The organism is Shouchella oshimensis (assembly GCF_002019765.1).
GTDB lineage: Bacteria > Bacillota > Bacilli > Bacillales > Bacillaceae_D > Shouchella > Shouchella oshimensis.
In genome coordinates, this window is the sequence record NZ_KV917380.1 from 2,878,810 (window position 1) to 2,903,062 (window position 24,253).

General features: G+C 39.4%; 24 protein-coding genes. 6 read left to right on the plus strand and 18 right to left on the minus strand.

Annotated elements, in window-relative coordinates; all coding sequences use genetic code 11:
- Positions 1-40 precede the first annotated feature (40 nt).
- Together BK583_RS14665 and BK583_RS14670 are read right to left on the minus strand one after the other, a co-directional pair.
- Positions 41-688, minus strand: coding sequence for a histidine phosphatase family protein (locus tag BK583_RS14665; RefSeq protein ID WP_055735130.1), 648 nt, complete (start codon positions 686-688; stop codon positions 41-43).
- 16 nt (positions 689-704) lie between these two features.
- Positions 705-896 carry an SE1561 family protein gene (locus BK583_RS14670; RefSeq protein ID WP_038478313.1) on the minus strand — a complete coding sequence of 64 codons (192 nt, stop codon included), beginning with the start codon at positions 894-896 and terminating at the stop codon, positions 705-707.
- A gap of 128 nt (positions 897-1,024) precedes the next feature.
- On the opposite strand from BK583_RS14670, the gene yfkAB reads away from it, so the two are divergent.
- A complete protein-coding gene (yfkAB, locus tag BK583_RS14675) occupies positions 1,025-2,140 on the plus strand; it encodes a radical SAM/CxCxxxxC motif protein YfkAB (protein ID WP_055735131.1) in 1,116 nt (371 codons plus the stop codon).
- 42 nt (positions 2,141-2,182) lie between these two features.
- Here yfkAB and BK583_RS14680 read toward each other — a convergent pair whose 3' ends face one another.
- From BK583_RS14680 to BK583_RS20810, 3 genes are all read right to left on the minus strand, one after another.
- The gene (locus BK583_RS14680) at positions 2,183-2,983 is read right to left on the minus strand and encodes a YfkD famly protein (RefSeq protein ID WP_038478307.1); all 801 of its coding nucleotides are present in this window, start codon (positions 2,981-2,983) and stop codon (positions 2,183-2,185) included.
- A gap of 350 nt (positions 2,984-3,333) precedes the next feature.
- Complete coding sequence (locus tag BK583_RS14685) at positions 3,334-3,675, minus strand: hypothetical protein (protein ID WP_055735132.1); 342 nt, start codon at positions 3,673-3,675, stop codon at positions 3,334-3,336.
- 109 nt (positions 3,676-3,784) lie between these two features.
- Positions 3,785-3,931: a hypothetical protein gene (locus BK583_RS20810; RefSeq protein WP_158318503.1), complete on the minus strand. Its 147-nt coding sequence runs from the start codon at positions 3,929-3,931 to the stop codon at positions 3,785-3,787.
- A gap of 200 nt (positions 3,932-4,131) precedes the next feature.
- Between BK583_RS20810 and BK583_RS14690 the strand changes: the two genes are divergently transcribed.
- The 3 genes from BK583_RS14690 (at position 4,132) to BK583_RS14700 (ending at position 6,847) form a co-directional block, all read left to right on the plus strand.
- Complete coding sequence (locus tag BK583_RS14690; RefSeq protein ID WP_038478302.1) at positions 4,132-4,335, plus strand: FbpB family small basic protein; 204 nt, start codon at positions 4,132-4,134, stop codon at positions 4,333-4,335.
- 121 nt (positions 4,336-4,456) lie between these two features.
- Entirely contained in the window at positions 4,457-5,797 is a 1,341-nt protein-coding gene (locus BK583_RS14695; protein ID WP_055735133.1) for a cytochrome ubiquinol oxidase subunit I, read from the plus strand.
- Between the two features lie 12 nt (positions 5,798-5,809).
- A complete protein-coding gene (locus BK583_RS14700) occupies positions 5,810-6,847 on the plus strand; it encodes a cytochrome d ubiquinol oxidase subunit II (RefSeq protein ID WP_055735134.1) in 1,038 nt (345 codons plus the stop codon).
- A 44-nt stretch (positions 6,848-6,891) separates the two neighbouring features.
- Here BK583_RS14700 and BK583_RS14705 read toward each other — a convergent pair whose 3' ends face one another.
- The 8 genes from BK583_RS14705 to rnhA form a co-directional block, all read right to left on the minus strand.
- On the minus strand, positions 6,892-7,791 hold the full coding sequence (locus tag BK583_RS14705) for a hypothetical protein (RefSeq protein WP_055735135.1): 900 nt from the start codon (positions 7,789-7,791) through the stop codon (positions 6,892-6,894).
- A gap of 360 nt (positions 7,792-8,151) precedes the next feature.
- Positions 8,152-9,912 carry a M3 family oligoendopeptidase gene (locus BK583_RS14710; RefSeq protein ID WP_038478296.1) on the minus strand — a complete coding sequence of 587 codons (1,761 nt, stop codon included), beginning with the start codon at positions 9,910-9,912 and terminating at the stop codon, positions 8,152-8,154.
- Positions 9,913-10,146: 234 nt separating this feature from the next.
- Positions 10,147-11,001, minus strand: a complete 855-nt coding sequence (locus tag BK583_RS14715) for an amidohydrolase family protein (protein WP_055735136.1) — start codon at positions 10,999-11,001, stop codon at positions 10,147-10,149.
- Between the two features lie 6 nt (positions 11,002-11,007).
- A complete protein-coding gene (locus tag BK583_RS14720) occupies positions 11,008-14,046 on the minus strand; it encodes a GNAT family N-acetyltransferase (RefSeq protein ID WP_055735137.1) in 3,039 nt (1,012 codons plus the stop codon).
- A 98-nt stretch (positions 14,047-14,144) separates the two neighbouring features.
- A complete protein-coding gene (locus BK583_RS14725) occupies positions 14,145-15,602 on the minus strand; it encodes a catalase (protein ID WP_038478288.1) in 1,458 nt (485 codons plus the stop codon).
- 120 nt (positions 15,603-15,722) lie between these two features.
- Positions 15,723-17,024, minus strand: a complete 1,302-nt coding sequence (locus tag BK583_RS14730; RefSeq protein WP_055735138.1) for a lysine N(6)-hydroxylase/L-ornithine N(5)-oxygenase family protein — start codon at positions 17,022-17,024, stop codon at positions 15,723-15,725.
- Between the two features lie 10 nt (positions 17,025-17,034).
- Positions 17,035-18,432: an aldehyde dehydrogenase gene (locus BK583_RS14735; RefSeq protein ID WP_236702321.1), complete on the minus strand. Its 1,398-nt coding sequence runs from the start codon at positions 18,430-18,432 to the stop codon at positions 17,035-17,037.
- A 33-nt stretch (positions 18,433-18,465) separates the two neighbouring features.
- Positions 18,466-19,098, minus strand: a complete 633-nt coding sequence (gene rnhA / locus BK583_RS14740; protein WP_038478282.1) for a ribonuclease H — start codon at positions 19,096-19,098, stop codon at positions 18,466-18,468.
- Positions 19,099-19,270: 172 nt separating this feature from the next.
- Here rnhA and BK583_RS14745 point away from each other — a divergent pair, with 172 nt between their 5' ends.
- Positions 19,271-19,522 (plus strand): hypothetical protein, encoded by a 252-nt coding sequence (locus BK583_RS14745; protein ID WP_038478279.1) that lies wholly within the window; start codon positions 19,271-19,273, stop codon positions 19,520-19,522.
- A gap of 181 nt (positions 19,523-19,703) precedes the next feature.
- On the opposite strand, the gene BK583_RS14750 is transcribed toward BK583_RS14745, so the two are convergent.
- Together BK583_RS14750 and BK583_RS14755 are read right to left on the minus strand one after the other, a co-directional pair.
- On the minus strand, positions 19,704-20,024 hold the full coding sequence (locus tag BK583_RS14750) for a hypothetical protein (protein WP_038478276.1): 321 nt from the start codon (positions 20,022-20,024) through the stop codon (positions 19,704-19,706).
- An 85-nt stretch (positions 20,025-20,109) separates the two neighbouring features.
- Entirely contained in the window at positions 20,110-20,502 is a 393-nt protein-coding gene (locus BK583_RS14755; protein WP_201785146.1) for a thiol-disulfide oxidoreductase DCC family protein, read from the minus strand.
- A gap of 335 nt (positions 20,503-20,837) precedes the next feature.
- Here BK583_RS14755 and mreBH point away from each other — a divergent pair, with 335 nt between their 5' ends.
- The gene (gene mreBH / locus BK583_RS14760; protein WP_055735184.1) at positions 20,838-21,845 is read left to right on the plus strand and encodes a rod-share determining protein MreBH; all 1,008 of its coding nucleotides are present in this window, start codon (positions 20,838-20,840) and stop codon (positions 21,843-21,845) included.
- A gap of 132 nt (positions 21,846-21,977) precedes the next feature.
- On the opposite strand, the gene BK583_RS14765 is transcribed toward mreBH, so the two are convergent.
- The 3 genes from BK583_RS14765 to BK583_RS14775 are packed head-to-tail and all read right to left on the minus strand — an operon-like array spanning position 21,978 to position 24,247.
- Positions 21,978-22,214: a protein YuzH gene (locus BK583_RS14765; protein ID WP_038478267.1), complete on the minus strand. Its 237-nt coding sequence runs from the start codon at positions 22,212-22,214 to the stop codon at positions 21,978-21,980.
- An 18-nt stretch (positions 22,215-22,232) separates the two neighbouring features.
- Positions 22,233-22,934 (minus strand): hypothetical protein, encoded by a 702-nt coding sequence (locus tag BK583_RS14770; RefSeq protein ID WP_055735139.1) that lies wholly within the window; start codon positions 22,932-22,934, stop codon positions 22,233-22,235.
- Between the two features lie 14 nt (positions 22,935-22,948).
- On the minus strand, positions 22,949-24,247 hold the full coding sequence (locus tag BK583_RS14775) for an amidohydrolase family protein (RefSeq protein WP_236702325.1): 1,299 nt from the start codon (positions 24,245-24,247) through the stop codon (positions 22,949-22,951).
- Positions 24,248-24,253: the final 6 nt, after the last annotated feature.

A 24,253-nucleotide genomic window follows, 5' to 3' on the forward strand; every position in this document is an offset into this window, starting at 1 on the left:
GAAGGAAAGACGCATACCGCTATTGTATGCGTCTTTTATTTTATAAAATTCCTTTTCGTGCTTGATGGTCAGCTTTAACTGCTTCTAAATGAGCCGTTCGGTTTGTGTAGTCGATATAAAAACGATTGGATTCAAGATCCCATTCAACAAGGCTGACGCTTGTATTGCCAATCACAAATGGGCGATTTGCCCCTCCCCACTGTTTACCAACAATTAAATACGTGAGTACCATGCTAATAAAACCACCGTGAGAAACGAGTACAACCGATTCGTCGTTTTTATGCTTCTCTTTTAGTAGAGAAAATAATTGTTCACAGCGTTCACTGAGGTCGTCTGTTGTTTCAGCACCCTCTATATCAGCACCAACAAGCGGTTTTCCTTTTAAATGAGGATATTCTGTATAAATGTCTTCTCGTGTTTTACCTTGTATGGAACCTAGATGTACTTCTCGTAATAGAGTCGTTTCCTTTAACGGTTGAGTAAGCTTTTGCGTAATCGCTTGTGCAGTATGAAGAGCACGGGTCAAATCACTTGTATAAATTTGATCAACTGGTATTGATCGCGTGAATTCAGCCACTGCCTCTGCTTGTCTTTCTCCGAGCTTACTTAATGGAAAATTCATCGTTCCTTGAATTTTCCCCTGTTTATTTCCTTCAGACTCTCCATGACGAATAAAATATAGCTTCATAGTTACCGCCTCCTTCTTAAGCGTTTGGCCAGTCTCTACGAAATTGTTGACATTTTACCTCGATATCGTCAATCATTTTCAAAATCGAATCGAGCTCTTCAACGCTAGCAGAATCAGCATCCATTCCTTCAATAACAGATGCTACTAATTCGAAGCGCTTTTGTAAATAATCAAGTTGTTCATTCTTTGTTGATACGGCACGGCCCATTTTATCTCTCCTTTTTACTTACATGCAATGGCTTAAGTTTAACAAAGTATGCATATACTCTCAAACAGTCTTTTGTTTCTTGACAAGATACGATAAGATAGACGTTGGAGTAAAGGAGTATGATTTTAATGATTACAAACTATTCTACAAGCATCACACCAAAAAATGACCCTTGGGAAGCGTACATCGATGTAGCTGAAACAGGACAACTTTCATTAACAAATATTGAAATAACCACGACTACTTTATGTAATATGAGATGTGAACATTGTGCTGTTGGCTATACACTATCTCCAAAAGATCCTGAAGCACTTCCATTAGAATTAATTATCCAACGACTCGACGAAATTCCTACGCTTCGCGCCTTTAGCATTACTGGTGGCGAACCGATGATGTCTATGAAGTCCGTTCGAGAATACGTTGTTCCGCTTTTAAAATACGCTCATGAACGTGGAGCAAGAACGCAAATTAACTCCAATTTAACCATGCCATTAGAGCGTTATGATCTTATTATCCCTTATTTAGATGTTCTACATATTTCACACAACTATGGGAGTGTTAATGACTTTCATCTTATTGGATTTGCTCATGCTGAGCGGAAGCCCGGAAAAAAGCAACGTGAAGCTATGTTTAACCGAATGATTGATAATGCGAAGTCATTAACGTCTAGAGGGGTATTGGTATCAGCAGAAACAATGATTAACAAACGAACATTGCCTCATTTGGAATCCATTCATAAACAAATTGTTGAAATGGGTTGTCAGCGCCATGAAGTTCACCCAATGTATCCAAGCGACTTTGCATCTGCATTAGAGACTGCTTCCCTAAGTGAGATTCGCAAAGGCATTCATCGCCTTTTAGACCATCGAGATCCGAATGTATGGATGTTGTTTGGAACATTGCCATTTTATCCTTGTTCCGATAACCAAGATGATCTTGATTTACAAAGACGATTGTATGGAGAAGAGAACGTGACGGTTCGAAATGACCCTGATGGGCGATCTCGACTAAATATTAACTTATTCTCTGGAGATATTATTGTTACTGATTTTGGGGATGCGCCTGATTTGGGTAACATACAGCATACCTCATTACCAGACGCTTATAGAATTTGGCAGACCTCTTCGTTAAATGAGGGGATATCTTGTCATTGTCCAGCTGTAAAATGTCTTGGACCAAACTTACTTGTCCGTGACGCTTATTACAGTGACATTGACTTTACAAAAAAAAGCTCAAATCTATAGCTTAAAAAAAGAAGTCCACATTGAGTGAACTTCTTTTTTGTTTTATCTAGGTTTTGTTGATGCCATAAAAGTAAAAGATAAATTATCTTGAACTGGAATCCACGCACCAATTCCTTGCTCTGTTACGTTTTTCACATCTAATTTTGGCTTACCGCCTCGTAAGGTTAAATAGACTTCTCCGTATGTGACATCTCCTTTTTCATGTACAGCCGGTACATAGCCATACAAGTACCCTACTTGGTTTGCTGGTACGTTATATTGATTATTCTTTACCGTGCTTTGACCAATAACTGTATCAAACGCTAAAGGAAGGTTTGTTTTCTCCGCTGCAGAAATCATCATCATTTTTTCTACCGCTTCAGAATTCGGTATCTTTGCTGTTAAACCACCGGTTATTTTCTTTTGTTGTTCCTGATAATACGACATTGTTTTTGGCGCATTCCCGCCTCGATTATCAATATAGTTTGTATTCACTTTTTGATATTCCCAATTCACTTCTGTTCCTTTTGATTCATAAGCAAGTGGCCATTCACCTAAATAAATCGATGCTTTCATAGCAAATCCTAATTTGGCAAATTGGATGGATGATTCATTCATTATACGAATAAGGTCTGGGTTCTCAATTTCTTCATTTGTTGAATCCAACAGTTGCTGAGCCAATTCACTTGGTTGTAAATAAGGAAGATCTTGAGTCGGATTTTTATAAGTATTTTCTTTTGATATCGATAAGACAGACTGGGGAATCATGAACGTATTTTCTTCTTTTGGTGACTCTTCTGCAGCAAAAGTAAGATTTGATTGAATGAGCAGGAATAGCAAGGATGCGATCATTATCTTTTTCATCAAATTTTCTCCTTTTTTATTGATGTGCTTAGTGTGAAACAATTACCACAGTTTTATCCACATCGAAAAAGAGAATGTTTACCAAAAAAAACAACAGCAGCGCTTGGCTGCTGTTGTTGCAATAAAATCATCTGCTCTAGGGTAGAGTCGATTTTTGTCTTTTGGAAACACCTTCCTTCATCATGTATGGTCTTACATGATAAAAAAGACATTTACATTGCTCAACGCAACCACCTCTTCTAGTTATAGAAAACGTGTGACAATCAACATGTAACTAGCACAACTGATTTTAATGAAGAACTGTAGCATAGCTACCGTCCTTACGTATAGAATAACCCGTTGTTTTTATTCTATTCAAGTTCCCGTTGCTTTTTTAATGCTTTAATTTCGTCTGCTGCTTCCTTTGCTGCATGAATTGCTTCTTCAGAGGTTTCTCTAATATGGACAGCTTTTTCTGTAATTGCTCGAACATCATTAGCAACATCTTTCCAAAGAAGATTTACGCCTTCAATCGTCTCTTTTGCTTGAGAAACCATTTCTTCCCGATTATCACGTAAGAATGTATACGCCTCTTGCGCTTGCTTACAAGCAAGCTTTGATTCTATGCATACTCGCTCCCGCCATTCTTTTTTAGACGCTACTGCAACAACAACTGCTGTTACAAGAATGAAACCCCATTTACGCTTTTCCATTATCTTCATCCTCCTAAGCACTAACTTGTTCTACTATCATTTTAAAACAATTTTCGACGCTTTTGCAAAGAAGAATGAAAAAACTGTCAGCGAAATTTCGCTGACAGGGTTAATTGTATGTCTGCACCAGTGATTTATCCGTTTCTAATTGTTCAAAATTTGGATAGGATTTTTGCTTAAGTTCATTCATTTCCTTTGAAAGCGCATGTATCTTGGCCTCTAAACTTTCCATACGTTGACGATCTTTTTCTGTCATTAAGCTTCCCCTCCATTTTTTAACGTACCCATATTTTCTTTTATATATGCAGAATAGTTTACCAAATGTACACCCTACGTGTAAAGTGTATCTCTTAAAAATACACAAACTTTTTTTAGTGACTTTTTTCGACATAAATCTTCTTTATCGAAAATTTGTAACAAATTCCCCTTGCATATACAAATAGAGGTGATATACTGATGTTAGGAAATATTCAGAAAAAGGTGATGGATTTGCGCAGAAGACATTCTGTTCGTTATGAAGACTTAATGGCTAGAAATCGGGATGAATTATTGAAAGATGCAGACGCACTTTCAAAAATAGACGACAAGTTATACGAACGTGCTCTTAAAAAGAATCGAGCTTCAGTAGACAATACTTCTAACAAGTCACGTCGTTACTAAATACGAACTCTTTCTCGTTCTACTCACTCTTAGTAGTGAATGAACTTGAGAGAGTTTTTTTTGTATATTTTCTTTTCACCTGCACAAATTACCTCTTAAACAAAGTGAAAAGAGGATTCACATGGATAATGTCTTACTTTCAAGAATGCTATTCGGTACGTCAATGGCATTTCACATCATTTTCGCCACCCTAACCGTTGGTATATCACTCATGATTTTTTTTGGTGAACTAATGCGGGTTATTCGTAAAGATAACGACTATGCTGTTTTAGCAAAACGCTTGACAAAAGGCTTAGCGATTTTACTGGGAGTGGCTATCCCAACAGGTACGATTGTTGCGGTCATGCTCTCGCTCCTCTGGCCTGGGTTTATGGAAATCGTTGGTCAGGTCATTGCACTACCATTCCAAATTGAAATTTTTGCGTTTTTCCTTGAATCCTTATTTTTAGCGATATATGTCTATGCCGCTGACCGGCTCACAACACCTATGCGCATAGTTAGCTCGTTTTTTATAGCCTTTGGCGCGGTTGCTTCAGCTGTTCTTATTACAAGCGCTCATGCATGGATGAACACACCTGAAGGTTTCGACATCGTAGACGGAGCGATAACGAATGTTAGTCCGCTTTCTGCGGCATTATCCACCAGTTTTTGGGCGACGTCTTTACATGTTGTTAGCACCGCTTATATGACAGGTGCATTTGTGCTCGTCGCTGTTGCGGCTTATAAATTAATGAAACCCTCTATTACCCAAGCTGAGCGTCGCTACCATCATAAAGGAATGCTTCTAGCGCTCGTCTTCGGATTAGGAATGTCATTATGGACTGGTTTAACAGGTCATGACACTACAGTAATGCTCTATGAGGAAATTCCGATTAAACTCGCTGCTGCTGAAGGATTATTTGAAACGCAGTCAAATGCTCCCTTAACCTTATTCGGGGTCCCAAGTCCTGAGGAAAATGAGGTAATCGGTGGAATTGAAATACCAGGACTATTAAGCTGGTTGGCTACTTACTCAACAGACGGCGTCATACAAGGTTTAAATGATTTTCCACAAGATGACTGGCCACCCCTTATCGTCCACACTTTATTTAATGTCATGGTCTTTATTGGTGGAGGGTTAATCGCCATATCGGCTGGTGGATTATTGTATTGGTTTATAAAACGGAAAACGGAGAACTTTGCGTTTCCGAAGTGGATTTTAGCTGCGTTTGTAGCCTCTGGACCACTTGCAATGATTGGGATTGAGACTGGCTGGATTTTCAGCTGCACTGGTAGGCAACCATGGACCATTTTCAACATTCAACGAACATCTGAAGCCGCTACCACTTCAGGAAACTTAGGAATCATTTTCTTCTTTTTCGCTGTACTCTACGCGGTTCTCTTAGTCATCACAAGTCTTGTTCTTTATTTCTATTTTAAACGTAATCCGCTTGCACAAGACATGAATGCGATTGGATCATAAGGAGGTTAGCGAATGGAATCCGTATATGTTGGTATTTTATTAATCTGGATCCTATTATTTATTTACGCAGTGGCAGGTTCAATTGATTTTGGAACCGGTTTTTGGGCAATGTATTATGAACGAAAAAATAATGTTCAAGCTTCGCGTATTGCCAATAACTTTTTGTCACCAGCGTGGAAAGTGACGAACGTGTTTCTTGTTTTACTCGTTGTCGCCTTCGTTGCTTTATTTCCTGGTGCTGCTCCTACACTAGGCACATTAATGATTGTGCCACTCTGTCTAGTGTTGCTACTCTTAACCATTCGAAGTGCGTTTATGGTTTACGCTTTCAGTACCGAAAAGTATTCAAGGGTGCTTACACTTGTTTCCGGCGTTTGCGGACTCATTATTCCCGCTATCTTAATAAGCATTTTACCAGCCGCGATTGGTGGCTTCGTAACAGTTGCAGGGGACCAACAATACATTCTACTAGATGGCCTTCTGCTGAGCCCTGCATTCTATACCCATATTGGCTTTGGCTTAATGACTGAGCTTTTTATTTCTTCTCTCTTTATGGCAGATTACGCTAAAGAGGCAGGGGATTTTGATACTGCTCAAACGTATCGAAGAAACGCCTTAATCCTCGGACCACTCACACTGGTTATTGCTATCGCAGCGATTTTCACGCTTATTCCAGAAGCGCCGTGGATGTTTGATAATTTTATGGACCTATGGGGATGGTATACAGCCTCTTTATTTGCTTTCGCCATTGGTTATAGTGCTTTATGGTGGCCATCAAAAAACAAAGAATTGGGGCAGCCGCGGATGGCACTTTTGTTCACCGTCATTCAGTTTGGTCTTGCCAGTTTAGCTTATGGGATGGCGCACTTGCCTTATCTGTTATATCCAGACGTAACGATCTACAATTCTTTCACGAACGAAACCATGTTCCACTATTTATTAATTGGCTTCATTATCGGCCTCGCCATTTTAATACCTGTTTTTATATGGTTCTGGCGCTTGTTTTTTAAAGATAAGGCGTATTTACAAAGCGATGGTCACGACTATTAGACAATAAGAAAAGAAGCACTCTTTAGAGGAGGCTTCTTTTTATACTATCGTTCATCAATTACTGGATATTGACTACTATAGCTTATTTGAAAATCTGCTTCAGTTAGTTCTACATCTGAATCGAACATGGTCAGTCGAGAAACCGTTCCATTATAGCCTGCGAAAAATTCATTTTGTCGGATTTGAATGCCGGTTTCTGTATCGAACCACAGGTTAATTTCTGTGTCTCCCTTTTCTGTTTCAGCAAAGATATGGTACGCCTCATAGCCCTCTGTTTCAAAAATCCCTCTGTAACTCAGCTGATAGGGCGCAGTTTGATTGGTAAATTCATGAAGGTCTCGGATGGAGATTGTTGGAACGAATTCATCAGAAGCTGTTTGCAAAGTCACTTGATCTTCACCTTCAATATAGAGAGTCCTAGCTTCTGGCGTTTGGGCCTCATATACCGTAGATGCGTCATTCTCCTCTAATTCTACACCGGAATCCTCTCGATAAAAATAGTCTGGTCCGTTTTCGTTTTCCATATATTTAATGAGCGTAAACCCCTTCGCTTCCATCACCGATCCATCCTCTGCTACATCATGATGCTGCCACTCAAGTGAATAAGATGAAAATTGGGTTTCAGCCTCAATCGCTCGATTAATGATGTCTACTGGATTTAAAACGTCTTCTTCATCAATGGCTTCGTCTTTTTCCTCTTCCTCCGAAGGCTGGTCCTCTTCATCCTTTTCTTTCTCATCATCTGAAGAGTCATCAAGCTCATGATCCGTTTCGGTCTCTTCTTCTCCCACTTCAGTTTCAACTTGATCCTCTTGATGTTGACCGTTCTCTACTTGTTCATTGGCACCCTCATCAACCTGCTCTGTCTCTGTAGGTTCTCGATCTTCAGCACAAGCCGTGAGCATCATTGCACTGCATAAAAGGAAAAACGACGCTTTTTTCACCTTTATTGCCCCTTTCATTCTAAAAACAACAGAACTTCTCATTATTTATAATGTATGCGGTCATACATCACACATACGATATTCATTAAGCGCATACAAATTAGCACGGCAAAGGGAAAATAAGACACTTCCCTTATTTTATAACTAAGATACACTGAAACCTCTACCTTTGTCAGTGGTTATTTCACTTTTTTATTCTTTTACTAAATCTATCCCATCAATAACGATCGGGTTGATCATTTAGAGAATTCTACATTACAGTCAAACTTCCCTATTTGAATAGAGCTAAACATCATACTACCTTTTTTCAATCATCTATAAAAAAAACGTACAGCTCGCATGGCTGTACGTTGGCGATTATTAAAATTTGCGAATATCCTCTAACACTACATCAATAGCCTCTTGCCAGAAGTCAGGTTTTGTTAAGTCTACATTCAAATGTTTCTCTGCTAATGCTTCAACACTCATACTGCCGCTATCTTGGAGCAAGGAGATATACGCACTTTCAAAGGATGTTTCAGACTTTAAAGCGCGCGCATAGATTCCCATACTAAACAAATATCCGAATGTATATGGGAAGTTATAAAATGGCTGCCCAGTAATGTGGAAGTGTAGTTTTGATGCCCAAAAATAAGGATCGTAAGAAGATAATTTATCACCATATGCCTCTTTTTGAGCATCTACCATTAGCTCATTCAAACGCTCTGTTGGTACCATACCGTTTTTACGCTCTTCATAGAACCGTGTCTCAAATAAGAACCGCGAATGAATATTCATAAAGAAAGCAAGAGAACGGGACAGTTTATTTTCTAGCAACATCTTTTTTACATCTGAGCTCTCGGCTTCGTCAACAAGAGCGTCTGCTACAATCATTTCTGCAAACGTTGAAGCTGTCTCGGCAATACTCATCGGATATTGCTTTTGTGATTGTACGTCATTGTCTTTTAAACACCAGCTGTGATAAGCATGTCCTAATTCATGGGCAAGGGTAGCAACATTCGACATCGATCCGTCATACGTCATGAAAATACGTGTTTCTTTATTCATTGGGAAGTTCGTACAAAAGCCTCCTGGACGCTTTCCAGAACGATTTTCTGCTTCTACCCAACCTTCACGCAGTGCCATTTCTGCGAACTCAGCCATTTTTGGACTAAACCGGTTGAAATGTTTAATAATTAAGTGACACGCTTCTTCATATGGAATGGTATTTTTTGACGCATCTTCGAGTGGAAGTGGCGCACCTACATCATGAATCGATAACTGATCCACACCGAGTAATGTTGCTTTTTTATCCATGTACGCATAGAATTCAGGTTTATTTTTTGTAATGGTCGCCCACATTGTATTTAAAGTGTCTTCCGTCATACCGTTAAGCTCTAGTGGTTCTTTTAAAACATTTTCCCACCCACGCTCTTCATAAAGCTTTAAGCGAAAGCCCGCTAAACGGTTTAACGTCTGCGTAAACAATGGTGCCTGCTCTTCCCAAGCATGTAAAGCAGCCTCTGATGCTCGTTCTCGAACTTGTCGGTCTGTACTTCCTAAGCGATTATGTAGTTGACCTGCTGACAACATCTTTGTTTCCCCATCTTCTTCAAACGGGATAACCATTCGTCCGACAGCTTCATTGTAAACGGAACCCCATGCATGGTAGCCATCTTTAGCCAGTTTTGTGGCTAATTCTTCTTTTTCTGTATTCATTTTATCTAAAGCGTGTGAACGTGTTTTCTTTAAAAGATAAGCAGACGGCTTCACTTGCTCATTTGTAAGCAGTTGATTGAATGCGTCATCTGACATACTTCGCAATTCTTCCTCTAAAAATAAATAAAGCTTTTGCGCTTTCACTTTTTGTTCTTGAACGTTTTCTGCTAGAAGCAATGCCTGTTTATCATTTACATCTTGAGCAGCTAAGCATGAAACAAATGCAGCCGTTTGCCAAAGTCTTGGGCTAATTGATTCTATAGCTTGGACTAGTGCTTCCACCTCAACAGACGATTGATCTACCCATTGATCTAATTGCTTGTTTGTTTCGTTGAAGAATTCTGTGAATTCATTTGAATCGCTTCCGCCTTCAAAAATTGAATGTAGATCCCACGTAATTGGAAAGTGAACAGTTTCTTTCATCATATCCTCCTCAAAAAAACGGTTTTATTTCGTATTCCGTAATATCGTACCATTAATAGTTTAGATTTGCACGTTATAGTTAAAAGAACAAACTTGAAATCATAAACAAAACAGTTAAAGCACTTACGATTAGTAACACTTTCTCCTGCTTACAATACCTTGTCCACCAATTCAACATAATAAAAGCCCCCTCTGTTCTCACTTAATCGTATGAGAGCAGAGGCAGGCTTATGCTTATATCAATGCATGTAATTTCGGAAATACGTGAAGCGCAGTATCGTGAAAGAATGCCTCATGGTGCTTTTCTGGAATAATCCCACCTAACCATTCTGCGTATGGCTTAATGGGGACAAGCGGCCAATCGGTACCAAACATGTAACGATCATAAGCATCCCCATAAATAAGCGCATGTTTAAAATGATCAAAGTACGAATTATCTTTTCTCATATGCTGCGCTACTTTATCAGCTGTCCCCACGATTAGACCAGATAAGTCCGCATACACATTGCGGTTCTTATACATTACTTCTGCCGCCGTTAAACACCACGGATCTCCTAAATGAGCCATAACAAATGTAACATCTCGATGTTTTACAGCTACCTCATCAATCGTTAAAGGATGTGCATATTTTAATATCGCTCCTTCTGCATACGTATCACCAGTGTGAAATACAACTGGAACACGATGCTTCTTTGCAAGTTCATATACAGGCTGATACACCTCATCAAATGCGTAATATGGGTAATAGCCTAAATAAATTTTCACCCCAACAAATTCTCTTTCTTCTAGTAGAGCATCTAGCTTTTCAACTGATTCCTTTGAAAAACGAAAGGGGTTTATCCCGATACATATGCCCATTGTTTTAGGTCGATCAGGCAAGTTTAACCCCATTAAATCGGGAGCTGAATGATCGGGGAAAGCACCTGTAACACTTTCTTCCACACCCATACCTACTGTTGCAATAACATTCGCATCTTCACATTCTCGCTCAATCCCTTTATGGTCATAAGCCAGCATGCTTGCATCGACTGCTGTTCGTTGGAAGGTGTGAATTCTTGAAAAATGAACATGTGCATCAATGATTTTCAACGGTCGTTATTCCTCCTTAAATTGCAATGAACTTAACCATTCCCATCCTTCTGCTCGCGCTAAACCTTTTGCCCATACAAAACTATGTGGCTGCGAAACAGCGGGTCCATGCCAGTCAATGGTTTCTCTACTCATGTACGAAAATACATCTTTATTCTCATAAAATTCTGGTTTGCGCTGGTGCTTCGGTCTAGCTAAAAGAAGCGTCTCATCCGTCTCTTCACAATAGAGGCGCGCTACTTTTTCTAATTGATTTCCAGCAAAAGTTTGTGTCCTTTCTCCTAATTGAAACGAAAGCTGATTCGAGTCGGTAGGGTAAAGGAATAATTGATCACGATTAAAAAAACATCCCATTAACCATTCTTGCTCATCGATTCGATCCTGTCTATCTTCCAGTTCTGTATAATGTGTCAGCAACATACAGCCTGGCAACGTAAGAAAATATTGGCTAATCGTGGCATTTTTCCAAATTGGATGATCTGAAAAGGTTATTGATATTCTAATCCCCGTCCACTTTTGATTCCAATTATCCACTCTCGTCACAAAGTTTGTCTGACGTTTTTGTTCATATACCGTTCTCAATTGTAGATTAGCAGGTATAGTCATTAAGCCGCCACCCCATGGATTCCACCAACTTTTTGCACCTGCTGTAGGGAAAGAGTGATGAAGCCACTCTCTTTTCGTCTTAATCGAATACAACGACGGATAAAACGAATTGGCAGCTTTAAATGTGAAAACACCATTATCAACAAGATGAACATCTACACCATTCTCCTGCACTATTTGTGTCGTGACAGTCTTCTCCCCAACATATAGCGCTTGCAAATAATGAGTAGATCGGATGGATTTACCTTGAACAGTAACGGCAAGTGTCGTTACTGGTTGGTCTGGTTGGTTTAACTTATGCTGAATGGTTTCTGTGCCCTTCATCGGCTCATACGGATAAGTAACAGATTTGTCATCAACGATTGTAATAATCCCATGATCTGGTTGATTGGGATTCGTTTGAAGTGCCACGTTTACCTCACCACCTCGATGGTAGAAACCATGCGCAGCAAACGCCACTTGTTTTAATGGTTTTACAACTGGCTTCGTATGCTTTCTAGCCATAAATTGATCAATGCTGTTATCTACATTTGAATAGAGAAGTAGTTTCTTAGAAGTGGATTCTTCCCCAACTTGAAGCGGATCTAATGTCCAACGAACGCATAAGTCGTCATCGATCTCTAAGCATTCTGCACCGTCTTTTCCCTCAACTCCTAGAGAACTACTAGCCCAGTTCATAAACACCCATGGATCACTAAGCTTGTCTAAAGGTAGATCTTGAATCCACACTTGATTTATTTGGGACACATGCACCACTTCCCCCTTAATAGGCAAATAGATCGAATCAGGTTGAAAGTAAAAAGGAATAATCAGTTGTTTTAAATCTAACACGTTTCTACTCTTATTTTTAAGAACATAGCTTGCTTCAATGATTCCATTTTTCTCCCACTCGTACACAATGGTTAATTGCGCATCTCCATTATGAATAGGATAGTTAATTGTTATGAGTACACCATTATCTGTCACTTCCGGCTTGAGTGAAGTCCAGCCTGTTTGAGCAAGTTCATTCGATACTGGTTCATTGAAGCTAGGATAAAGCATAGTCCAAGGTTCGTCCTGACCGAACTGTTTCATCGTGACAAAGTACGTTTCATAATCAAAGACGAGTTGACGTCTTCCATTCACAACAACAAGACTTCGCTCCTTTTCGAAAAACCCAATGGTATCGTCTGATTCTACAAGAAAAGGAACCTGCTCAGTATAGCGTAAAGATCCGTGTCCGTCCTTGCTTTCACTCGCTAGCTCTATAATCAATGGTACGACACCAGCACGTTTTTGCTTACATGTGAGTGTAAATGATTCTACACCAGTAGCAGCCAAAGAAACGTTCATTTCCCTTTGATTATTCCATTGAATAAGCGGATGATCCTTCACACGCACATTCACTTGTTGACTTGTCGATAGATGATTCTTTAGTTGAAAAAACACCTTACCTTGTTCTAACTGTGGTTTTGCTTGAAGTGCAAACGGTTTTTTTATTGAATATCCACACGCTAATGGACAAGCTATCCCATCCATAAATAGGGGCATACGTGCCATTGGGTATGTAACGCCATCTGAAATTGCTTCATCTTCCTTCCTAACCTCAGAAATAATAAACGGAAAACGATAGGTTTTCTGTTCATTCTTTTCCAGTACATCATCAACTGCCATCTTCATGTGTAAACGGTTATCAACCGTTTCAGTTACGTGAATAGATAGAGGGCAATTCTTTTTATTATGAATTTTAAGAGTGGCTTCATATGGATGATTCGGGAACAATTGTTTATGAGGAAGCAAATACTCTACTATTGCCTCTGCGGTTTCAATCTTATAGACCTTTCGACTTGAATGCTCAATTCCAACTGAGACCTCATCATGCTCGAACTCAAAGCGATACGTAAAAACGGAAAATTCATTTTCTTTTTCCACATCCGGTTTTACCATTAAATCCCGTTTTAATGCTTGATACCAGTTTGTTTCAGTAACCGATCTCTTAATAAATGGATGTTGCAAAACAAGAGGTATAAAGTTCATTAAATGTGTTGTCTCTTCACGCTCTTCCCAGAAAAAACCACATCGTTTGTACAATGGAACCGCTTTTGTGTTGCCTGGCCAAGTATGTAAATCAAGGCGGGGCCACCCTGCTTTATACGTTCGTTTAATTGCCTCAAGCACAAGCTGTTTTCCAATCCCTTTACCGATATGCTGCGGGTGAGCATTTAATAATGGAATGTATAGTGCATCTTTATCCGTTTTAAATTCAGCTAACCCGCAATAGCCTACAACCTTGTCTTCTTGAAGGGCTAACATGGTTGACAAATTCCCTGAGTTTCGCTCGTCTTTATCACGATCTTCTGCCGATTCAACTTTGTCGTCTCCACCAAAATTTTCACGACTCTCATTCCACATTTTTGCCGTCGCCTTTGCATATTTTTTCTCATAATCTACAATTTTCATAACCTTCCCCCTTTTTCGTTTATCATAAAATAAATTATCCTTTGACGCAAAAAAGAACCGCCATTTATGGCTGGTTCTTTTTTGAATTAAAGATTTCTTTAGTGATCAGCATGTTGCACATAGCTAGAAATATCAAGATTCAATTGATCTGCCAATGCTTGACCCAGGGTTTCATCCGCTCGATAGAAATTACAAACTGCACGTAAAGCTGTTTCTTCTTTTACTTGTTCTAGATCCCCAACAATATTTTTAATGAGGGCTTCTTGAACACTCTTTTCGTAATTACGGTAGATCTTTCCTGCTTGACCAAAATGGTTTTTCTTCTCAATCGCTATTCTACCTATTGTGCCGCTAATCGGTGCTCTATAGTCTTCGTATCCTTCCGCCTCAGCAGGTGTTTCTTGGTGACGGTTCGGCTCATAATTTATCCGATTTGTCTGCTGTCCAATTGGCATTGCACCATCACGCTGAAAGTTTGCTTTTTGAGCAAATGGGCAATTGACTGGTAAATTTAAATAGTTTGCACCTACACGGTAGCGTTGTGTATCAGAATAAGAAAAGATTCTCCCTTGAAGCATCTTATCTTCTGAAGGTTCGATTCCAGGTACAAGGTTTCCCGGATTGAAGCCGACTTGTTCCGTTTCTGCAAACACATTATCCGGATTACGATTTAATGTCATTGTACCAACGTGTTGATAAGGAATATCTTCTTCTAACCAGTCTTTCGTTGAATCCAGTGGATGGAAATCAAAGTGATCAAGGTCTGCAGGGTCAAGAATTTGAACATAAAGATCCCACTCTGGAAAATCACCTTTTTCAATTGCTTCATACAAATCTCTTGTTGCATGGTTAAAATCTTTCCCTTGAATTTCAGCTGCTTCTTCTCCTGATAAGTTGCGAATACCTTTTTTCGGAACCCAACGCAGCTTTACATAGACCATATTCCCATGTGCATTCACCCACTTAAACGCATGGACACTTGATCCTCGCATTTCTCGGTAGGAAGCTGGTATGCCTTCATCTGTAAACAAATGCATGAGCATATTTGTTGTTTCAGGTGATAAAGACATGAAGTCCCAGTAACGATCTGGATCTTGAATATTTGTACGTGGGTCGGGCTTTAATGAATGAATGACATCTGGAAATTTGATTGCGTCTCGAATGAAAAATACAGGTAAATTGTTACCCACAAAATCATAATTGCCTTCTTCTGTATAAAACTTCACTGAAAAGCCACGAGGATCTCGCAATGTTTCTGGAGAAGTGCCGCCGTGAATAACTGTAGAAAAACGTACAAACAATGGCGTTTCTTTTCCATCCTCTGCAAGGAAAGCGGCTTTTGTATAACGTTTCATATTCGTCTTCACCTTAAAAACGCCGTAAGCGCCAACGCCTCTCGCATGGACAACTCGCTCAGGTATACGCTCTCTGTCAAAGTGAGCTAGCTTTTCTACTAAATGATAGTCTTCTAACATAGTCGGCCCATGTTGTCCGGCTGTTCTTGAATTTTGATTGTCGTAGATCGGATGACCTTGATTGTCTGTTAAACGTGTCATATGTAGTGCCTCCTTCAGAAAACAGGTATCATTCTATTCCCTTGTTGCAATGATAAACTGTTCCCCTTCCAAGAAGCATTTAAACCTGATGCAAAAAGAATTCTTTTTTAATAATCATTATTACGTATTCTCTTCGCTTGAAAAGCGTTGAAACACGGACCCTGGACTTTCTTTATATATGGCTTCGCCAGCCAGTTCATTTACGATTCGTACATTTCTCTCTACTGATAACCCTAAATTGGTTGCACTTGTCCCTAACGCATGCTCTAGATTTGTTAGCGAGAAGACGTTGTTCTTCCTTCCATCAAGAAACCGTAAAGCTGCGTTTCGAGTCACAGCAAATTCCTTCTCTGATTCCATTTCCACCTCTTTCAGCATCTTTTGAAACCATTGAGGCAGTCTAGGTTTGTAGCCGGTGGCGAATACAACCTTTTCTGTGTCATGTTTAAACGAATGATCTTCTTGCCATTGTTTAGCAAAAAGTGTGTATCCTTTCGTACCACTCTTTTCTACACGACTTACTTCCGTTGTTGCTTGAACAAGTGCTGGCGCATGATTTGTTTCAATACTACGGTGATACAACTTGTCATAAATTTTGTGAAGGGTTTTTTGTTGGACACCATTTCGCAAGTTCCCAAGCATCGGAAGGGCTTTTTTTCTTGTATCATACGATAGGCTATGAAAGTAATCCACATAGCTAGGCGAAAAGAGTTCCTGACCAATTTTTGAGTCTTCAAGCTGAAAGAATCCTGGTGAGCGAGTAAACCACGTTAATTCATAGTCATAATCAATTTGGTCATCAAGCAGCTTATAAAAAATTTCAGCCGCACTTTGTCCAGAGCCAATCACTGTAATGGATTTCGCTTGTTTTATCTTTTCTTCATGAAACCCATAAGAACTAGAATGGATGAGGTCATCATTCAACCCTTCTTCCAATTCTACTGGCACCATTGGCTCACTACCAGTACCAACAACAAGATGTTTGCTATAGTAGTGCTCTGTTTGATGATTCGCTTTTACCGTCACTTCGTAGCATTCATCCTCTTTTACATAGCGAACATCTACTACCTTCTTCCCAAAATGACAGTTCGTTAATTGCTCTGAAACCCAGCGGCAGTAAGCATTGTATTCTTTTCTTGGTACGTCGAACCGGTTAAAAAAGAAAAATGACATTAAGCGGTCATGAACATGAGCATAATTTAAAAACGTATACTTACTTGTAGGGTTTGCAAATGAAACTAAATCGGCTAAAAATGGAACCTGTAAATCGGTCCCATCTAATAACATTCCAGGATGCCATTGAAACACATTTGTTTCATCAAAAAATGCGCTTTTTACGTTTGTCTTTTCCTCGAGTAAAGCAGCAAGCCCTAAATTAAATGGACCAATTCCTATTCCAATGACATCAATTTTCTCTTTCATATACACGCTCCTATTTGAAAACATTTCGAATAATTTTGTTCATAACTTTACCGCTTTTATAGCGTAACGGCATATCAAAAGCGGTTGTTTGTTTTAGCATGCCCTTTTGGTGAGAAAAAGTACGGAAACTCTCATATCCGTGGTATGCCCCAATGCCACTTGGACCCTTCCCACCAAAAGGTAAGTAAGGATTCGCTACATGCATAATCGTATCATTGATACAGCCGCCCCCAAACGAGAGTTGTTCGGTGTACAGTTTTTGCGTTTGCTCCTCTTCCGAAAACACATATAGAGCAAGAGGATTTGGTAATGATCGCACTCTTACCAATACTTCTGTTGCTGATTTAAATGGAAAGACAGGTAAGATGGGTCCAAATATCTCATCTTGCATTATAGGGGCGTCCCAATCAACATCTGTTAATAGAGTTGGTGCTATTAAACGGTCTTCCTTTGAACTCTGTCCCCCTAATACAATTTCCCCATCATTTAAAAAGGCTGCTAAACGATCAAAATGTTTATCATTAACAATTTGCGTGAACGTCCCTTCTTTTGTTCGTTGAGAAAACAAATTGTACGTATGCTTTTTAAGCTTTTTTAGAAAGTCTTCGTAGACTGATTCGTGAACCATTACATAATCAGGCGCAATACATGTTTGTCCTGCATTCGTAAATTTTCCCCATGCAATACGCTTTGCCGCCAAGTCAAGCTTCGCATCTTCTGCAACAATCACCGGGCTTTTCCCACCTAATTCAAGGGTATGAGGTGTTAAATGTTCGGCAGCATGTTTCATAACAATTTTTCCTACGGCCACACTACCTGTAAAAAAGATATAGTCAAATCCCTGTTTTAAAAGGGCTTCCGATGTCTTCGCATCGCCCTCCACGACAGCAACAATCTCTTGTGCGAAAGTTGCACGCACAGCGGCAGCAATGGCACTTGACGTATGAGGTGTCAATTCGGAAGGTTTAATAACTGCACTGTTTCCAGCTGCTAGCGCTCCTACTAAAGGAGAAAATGTTAATTGAATTGGATAATTCCAAGGCGCTATAATTAATACACTTCCATAAGGTTCATTTACCAAATAGCTTTTAGAACCAGTATGCGTAACAGGTGTTTTTACATTTACTGGCTCCATCCATTCTTCTAATGATTCCAGCGCATGCGTAATTTCAGCGTGCACCGTACCAAGCTCCATCATAAATGCTTCAGCTTCTTGCTTGTTTAAATCTTTATTAACTGCCCTAAGAAATTCTTGTTCATGTTGATGTAGCATTTGTTTTAATTTTTCTAGCTGCTGCTTTCTAGCGTGAAAAGATTTCATGGCACCTGAAAAAACAAATTCTTGCTGAACACCTTTTAATGTTGCATACATAAACGTCACATCCCCTTTTATGTGTTCTTTTAACATATTCCCTTTACCCAAAATGAAAAACGTTTACTTTTAGCTTTTCCGACCATAATCAGCTTTAATTTCACCATTTCGCTCTGTATCCCATTTTAATACTTGATGATGGTTTGGATTTTCCTTTAGCCATTTCTCAGCTCGATCAATGAGGGACCAAATCTCTTCAGTTTTTTCATCTCGTGGTAATGTTGAATTTGCTTTTTTCTTCTTCACCCAACTAATGGCGGTTTTAGAATCAGAATAAATCGGTTTTGACAGTTGTTTCTGTTTTAAATAAGCAAGCCCATGTACAATTGCTAAAAATTCACCCATATTATTCGTTCCAAGCTGAATTGGCTCTTTCTCAAATAAGACCTCGCCTGTTTTTGTATCCACACCTTTATATTCTACTCTTCCTGGATTCCCGTGGCTTCCAACGTCTACGCTAATACTATCCCAAATAACATCGTTCCCACTACCTTGCTCAGCTCGCTGCAACGATTTTTTGGCTGTTTTTTTTACACCTTGACCTGGTTTCCCTAAAAAAGCTTGTTCCGCCTCGTTCTTTGTTGGAAATGACTTGTATCGTGCTCCTTTAAAGCCTTTCACTTGCCTTTCACATTCTGACCACGTTTCATATATACCGGGCTTTTTGCCTGCCCATACAACATAATATTTTTGCTTTGCCACTTTTTCTTCGCCTCACTTTGGTCAACTACGTCTACTAGGACATTCCTAAACCAGTTCTATTATTCTTCTACTCATGTAGTGTATCACACTATAAATCTTCATCACTACGCCTGTACTTCCTTGATTAAAACGTTCATTTTCTGTCTAAACTGAAGGAAAGAGGAGGCGAATCATGGAAATTAATGTGGATCGAAAACGCTCTGTGGAGGAAATTGGAAATTTTGTCTGTACGGAAAAAGAAAAACTATTCGTTCTTGTGTTAGATAAAGGGGACAAATACCCCTATTTACTCTTATCGTTACAAACGTTTCATATCATCCAAAATTACGATAGCATGCCTACTCGTGAAGAGTTAGAAGAAGATATAGGGGAGAAAATAAAAGAAATTTATAGTCAAAACTACGCATCTATCACACTTGTGTAATAGAATACTTTTTCTTTTTTTCAGAAAGCAACTCGTTCAAAGAAGAAAATCATTTGTTTGACCGTGACTCTCCAAGAAGTAAGGAAAGAGCTTTTAAGGTTTTAATTGAGCTACAAATGGATCCAAAAAACTCCTCAAATCAAGTTGCGTGATTTCAGGAGTAGTGTTTAAATCTATTTATTTATTGTGCAGAATCGGCAGTCGATTGTTCATACCAATTATCCAATACTTTAGCATCTAAAATGCGTTTTTTAATATAAATCGTTTGCTTTTTAAGAAAAAGCTCTTCCCAGTTCACTTCAAAATCTGAAGCCATCTCAACAAGTGTTAACAGCTCTTGCCAAGCCACGTATCGTTTGTACCAAAAAAACGTAGGCTGTTCTGAGATATACGGATAGAGATCGTCAAATTCTGTATGCTTACAGTCGATTGTACGCTCAAATTGAAGCTTCGCTTTCTCTAATCGCTCTTTCAAATATGGTTGCAATTCAGTCTGTTTCACTATGATGCCCCCCTCGTGCTTTTTGTAATTATAGCACAATTCTTCCATCTGTACAGAACAGAAAAATCACGAATTTCATCAAAAATTATGTTAAAAACCGACTTCTCTCTTCTTCAGTTGGTAAACGACATGTGGTTTTCTTGCCGAATAAGCGATAACGATTTGCAGCTACTACATCGTAAAGCTTATGTCGAATTAAACGTGGAACCCACTTTCCAGCCCCTAGTATAAACCAACCCCCAGTCAATTTAGGTACTACCTTTAATACTGCATCACTTTTTACGTAGGCTTTATCATTCTCAATTACCACCATTGTGTTTAAATCGACTTCAAGTTGATATTCTTTTAAAAGTGATTGGCCTTTTTCAGATTGGAGAGATGCAAATTGATAGTATTTTTCTTTGTCTCGTTTCATGACGAAGTCTACGAGATGATTACACAGACTGCATACACCATCGAACAATAGAATTCCACCCACATGATCACATCCTTCCTTTATAATTAGCCTATCATAACAAGCATTAAATTTCCTTGTATTCGAATCATTTTCTTCATCCTGTTTCCATTGGTTACAAAACAATTCAGTGAGGGCATTTTTCTTATTTTGTTTCCATTACATGAATCCCTCCCCCACCTTTTGAAGCCCCTATATTTAGGTGATTCTTTACATTTATGTAACAAAGCAGGCATTACGACTTATATCTCCAAATCGAATTGAAACGTTTTTTCCATCCTTTTTCACTTTATCTCTCTCCACACAGTTGGTACACTATCATGTAGTCAAAGAAATAGAAGGAAATGTGGTGATTGGTTATGTTTTCAACTGCACAAATAGGCATTGATTTAGGAACAGCAAACATTTTAGTTTACAGTAAAGAAAAAGGTATTATTTTAAACGAACCATCTGTCGTAGCACTTAATATAGATACAAGAGATGTATTAGCGATTGGAATCGAAGCAAAGAAAATGGTAGGGAAGACCCCTTCACATATCGTTGCCGTTCGTCCATTACGCGATGGTGTTATTGCTGATTTCGATGTTACAGCTAGCTTATTAAAAGAAATTATGAAAAAAGCAAGCAAAAATATGGGACTTGCCATGCGCAAACCAAATGTAGTTGTTTGCGCACCAACCGGATCAACATCCGTTGAAAGACGTGCCATTTTAGATGCTGTACGTAGCTGTGGTGCGAAGAACGTTCATATTATTGAAGAACCTGTTGCAGCCGCTATTGGCGCTGACTTACCTGTTGAAGAGCCAACGGCAAATGTCGTTGTCGATATTGGTGGTGGCACAACTGAAGTGGCGATTATTTCTTATGGTGGGGTTGTCTCTTCTAATTCCGTTCGCGTTGGCGGAGATAAACTTGACGAAGCCATTATTCAATACGTACGAAAAACATACAATATTTTAATTGGTGAGCGAACAGCAGAACAAATAAAAATAGACATCGGTTATGCACCAATTGAGCACGAGAAGCTGACAATGGAAATTCGTGGACGGGATCTCGTAAATGGGCTACCAAAAACGATTGAACTCCATTCATTCGAAATTCAAGAAGCCATGGGCGAGCTCTTGCACCAATTATTAGAAGCACTTCGAGCAACACTTGAAGATTGTCCTCCTGAATTGAGTGGAGATATCGTTGATCAAGGAGTTCTTCTTACTGGAGGCGGTGCCCTTTTAAACGGACTAAAAGAGTGGATTTCAGATGAAATCTTTGTTCCGGTACATGTTGCACCGAATCCTTTAGGATCAGTGGCCATCGGAACAGGCCGTTCCTTATCGTTTATCGACAAACTTCAAAAAGCTACTATATAACCACGTTTAGAATATGACATGAAAGAAGCGCTGCGATAACGGCTTTCTGCGAAATTTACAGTTTTTTTTCTGTAATGATAGTGCAAGGCTGTACGCTATGCGCTTCTTTTTTTGCCTAATCTCCTCATTTCTTCAATATGCACGTTTTCGATTTTCATAAAAATGCACTAAACCTAATTCCTCATTCAAAAGCCATTCCATTTCTTTTAAGTCTTCTCGTATAACCATTGTATCCATCTCAGACCACTGAACCGAATATACGAAATAATAGTTTCTTACCATACGAAAGGTAACAACTGAGGATGGAAAGCGGTTAAAGATAGCTTTTATTTGGTTTCGTTTCCAATATGAATAGGAGACCAATTCCACAATCCATACACCTCCTCCTCACATCAACTCGTCATGCAAATAAATGGCCTGCTGCTCTTTTTTGATATACCCTTTTCGAATGTTTTCACTCACTCGTTGAAAATAAAACGCTACTGGATATTCAGGGCGCTGTGCGTACACGGTTGCAACTACTTTTTCGATTGGGACAGGCTCCTTAAACTGCCTTAATGCCTCAAGAATCTCCGGATCGAAGTAGCCATCCTTACGTACTTCGTGTGTAAACCGATCAATTCGTTCAACTAATTGTTTATGTTCTACGTTAGAAAAGGATGGGACCATCACACTCCACTCTTTTTTTGTAAGTGGAGGTTGTTGCGCCAACTCGGTAAAAAGCGCTGGGGCGCGTTCATGAATGTGTAAGGGTCCAGGAACTAGTCGAAGCGTTAACCTTTCTGAATGATTTAAACGCTCTGCTAACTCCATAAATGCAAGCTCTTCTCCAGCAGATGGCCCAATCCATGCGGTAACAAACCCTACTTCTAGTGCTGTTTGAATGGCATCTCGTTGCAGCTGCTGTTGCTTTCGTACTTTCGTTCTTTCCTCTTGAAGTTGATTCACACCTAATAACGCTTCAATACGCTGCATACGTGTTTCTTCATTTTTTAAAATGCCTAGTTGCCAAAATGGCTCATACATAAGTTGTTCTTCATTTTCAAAGGGTGTTTTCACATTCATTGAAAAGAACAATTGTTTTTCCATTTAGAACACCTTCTTTATTTCATTAAATGAGGATACTGTTTATTCATATAGTCATAATAAACTTGTTCTTGCTTATCATACGAAGCTTGATTGTATTTCTGTTGGTTTTGTTCGGCTTTAGCAATAAGCGCCTCTGGTCGATGCCACATACCGTTTTTCACAACCCATTCGATCAGTCGTGTTGCTGAAATATCTTTCAACGGGTTGCTTTTCAAGATAACAAGGTCAGCTTGTCCCCCTACTTTACAGACACTGTTCAAACCGAAAAGTTTACTAGGAATCAATGTTGCTGATTGGATCGCTTCAAAAGGAGAGAGGCCGCATTGGACGAGTAATTGCAATTCTCGATGTAAAAGCTGACCCGGGTACGTATCGACTCCTGCAGGTGAATCCGTTCCTGCTAATATCGTGCCTCCTTTTTCATGGTAGGCGGTCGTGATTTGTTTGCTCGCTTCCAATAGTCGTGTTTGTTTACTTGACTGAATGTATGGTCGTACATAGTTCCAATGCTCCTCCAAGCTTGTCAACGCGCTCGTTTTAACAGATGTTGAAATGCTCCAATGAGACTCTTTTGTTCCTTGTGCAAATAAACTTAAGGTTGGTACGATTACGACCCCTGCTGTTATCAATTCTTCACACAAGGTAGAAAGCTTATCTTCGTCTAAACCTTTCTCAAGTAACGCTCTATCTTCTTTCTCTGAAAGCAAGCTATGCCAACTTGGAATAAGAGACTGAATGATTCCAGAATTATGTTCTAAAAAACGAATACCCATTTTAGCAGCTGTTCGTGCGTCAACATCGGTAGAGGCTAATAGGTCAGCGCTAACATCAAGTTTGCATTTGGCAGCTTCGTTTACCACTGCCTCCATAACGTCTCTTTTTAATCGACCATAGACTTTAATAAAAGATGCGCCTACGTCAACTTGTCGCTTTACTTCTTCTATAGCGTCATGTTTAGACTGCGTAGAGAACGAGCCACTACTCGTCTTCCCCCATAAGCCGGGTACACCATCAATTACTCGATCAGCAGTAAAAACGGTTGGGCTAAAGGAGGCGTACTGGTGATCCTTTAATGGCTTTAAATGAAGCGAATTTCCTGCTGTATTCCGAACACTTGTAACACCAGCAGCTGTAAAAAGTGGTGCATATGCAGGCTGTATATGACAATGATTATCAACCAGTCCAGGTAATGCATACGTTCGCAAATGAGAAATTGGTGCCTCCATCATTTCTGTAACTTTTCCATCGTTAATTGTAATGGTTTTGCCTTCAAACTGTCCTGTTTCCAAGTTTAATACATTAAGTGTCTCCATTTGCTT